This is a genomic window from Paraburkholderia ribeironis, from assembly GCF_900019265.1.
In the GTDB taxonomy this organism is placed as follows: Bacteria; Pseudomonadota; Gammaproteobacteria; order Burkholderiales; family Burkholderiaceae; genus Paraburkholderia; species Paraburkholderia ribeironis.
The window spans coordinates 1-2081 of sequence record NZ_CYGX02000183.1; the positions used below are offsets into that span (position 1 = coordinate 1).

1 protein-coding gene is annotated in these 2081 nt (G+C 57.6%); it reads right to left on the reverse strand.

Going from position 1 to position 2081, the window contains the following annotated elements; genetic code table 11:
- Window positions 1-22: 22 nt before the first annotated feature.
- On the reverse strand, window positions 23-1450 hold the full coding sequence (locus BN2475_RS33005; protein ID WP_143326061.1) for a hypothetical protein: 1428 nt from the start codon (window positions 1448-1450) through the stop codon (window positions 23-25).
- Between the last annotated feature and the right edge of the window lie 631 nt (window positions 1451-2081).

Sequence of the window (2081 nt, forward strand, 5' to 3'; positions counted from 1 at the left end):
GCCTTATCGCGACAAAACCGGCTCAAGAGGGTGCACCTGCCTTCTTCCTCAATTGGCACCATAGGGCCTTGTCAATTTCGCCCCGATGGACGGTCACGCCAATCTTTCCTAGAGACACTTGAAGTTTCTCCCAATTCCTCCCCAGATTCTTTTGGCGCGTCGTCTTGATGTGAACTGCGCTGCAATCGTCCAGTGCCAGAGACAGGCATTGGTCAGTGGTCACTGGGTGTTGGGCGTGCAGGTGAACGAATATAGGGTCTGCGGCGGCGCCGTTGGAGATCGGGTGAAGTTCGACGCACAACTCGAATAGCGTTCCTAGGTTGCCGTAGTCGGACTCCGAAGCCAGCTTCCTCGGCGCTCGTACCTGAGCGACTTCGTCTAAATGGAACAGACGATGCAGGTGAGTGCCTTTAGGGTAGGCGTATTGCTTGATGGAATCGCCCTCTTGTTGATTCATGCGAGTTTGGATTTGTTCAAGCACATTTGTTCGCTGATCGATCTGATCCGCGTACGCCCGGACTTCGGGGTCCGATTTGAGCACAGCGAGTTTTTTCCGGGCGAGACTCAGTTGAGCGACGCTACCAAACCACGATTCGAACGAATCGCGGATCGTGTGCGCAAGCGCTAACGGATCGCTAGTGCTCATCGCTTCAATAGTACTGATATCCCGACCAAATTGACGGGCGAGCGTAAGTGCGTCGTACGCCGCTTCGCGGACGGCATCTGGCGTTAGTTGCTTGCTCTTGTGCAGGATGTCTGCAACGTGCTTCAAGTTTTCCCGGCGCACGAGTGCATCCGTGGAAGCCTGCGGCAGGTTGACGGCAACCGATGGGCGTTCTGGACGCGTGCGGTGGCGCGGTAGGCGGTTCTTCTGAACAGTCGCTGGAGTTCTCTTGATGCGCGATATCTCACTCCTTGGTTCAGGCTCATCGGTAGGCGTATCGCACGCGCTCCACTTGCAAGCGAAGGCCTGCACTGGTGATGCAGAATCGCCGAGCCGTTTCGCATGGTGGAATGCCTCCTGCCATTGCTGCGGCTGGCTGGTGTCCGCTCTCCAGTTTTCCGCGACCACTTCGGCGAAGCGGTTCGCGGTTACATCAAGGCGCGCAAGGGCCTCACAGATTTCACGCTGTAAGGTCGCTTTATTTTTGGATTGGAGCCCGTCACCAATCTGCGTGTATTGCGAAGACAGCCGGAAAACCGACATCACATCCGACCCGACAGACGTAAGTGATTGCAGGACTGCTCCCGACCAGTCGAACGTGCGTAGATGCTGCTCGCTCACCGCGCAGACTAGGATCGCCGTCGTCAACCGCACCTGAGATGCGTACAGCGAGGTGCGTGGAGCAACGATGCTGATTGTTGACGCAGCGTCATTGTTTAGGCCTTCTATCGCCACGTGTGCCAATGGCCCCTCGACAAACGGTTCGAGTTCGTCGCCAAGGGACATCGTCTCGTCCACCGTCCTCAGTAGTCCTCTGAGGCGTTCGCGCGTTGCCAGCAATTCGTCACACGGCATGTCGGCTAAACAGTCAAGCCGTGCAACGAGCTCGTCGCAATCAGCCCTGACGTCGTCATTTTGAGCCCTCACTGCGTCCAATACTTTCGACACAACTTCAAACCCGTCAAGGACTAGTCGGCTTCTACAGTCGATACCGATAGGTAAGCCGCGCGCAGTTGACACGGCGAGTCGCGCGTCGGCGAACGCGGTCCGCAAAATGCCAAATTTTCGTGGCGCGTCCTCCGAGCACGCGGTGACCGCATTCAGTGCAATCCGGAGTCGACGGATCAATGTGAATAGTCCATCGAACTGCTCCGTGGTACACGTGCGCCAAGAGGTGGTGGGGCTGGATCGCTGATGCCGCGTTCCACGGAGGCGGCGCGTGGCGCTTTGTGAACTGGAGCCGCTGGTCCGGCTCAAGCACGGCGATAGCTGATCGAGAAGCGGCGGCGGGTGATGTTCACTGGTCGGCTGCGGTGTAGGCGTTGGCTCGGGGCTAAGCGGCACGTTCGACACCCACGATAGCGCCCTGCATCCGTCGATTCGATTGCTGTACATTGTGGTTTTGTCGCGATAAGGC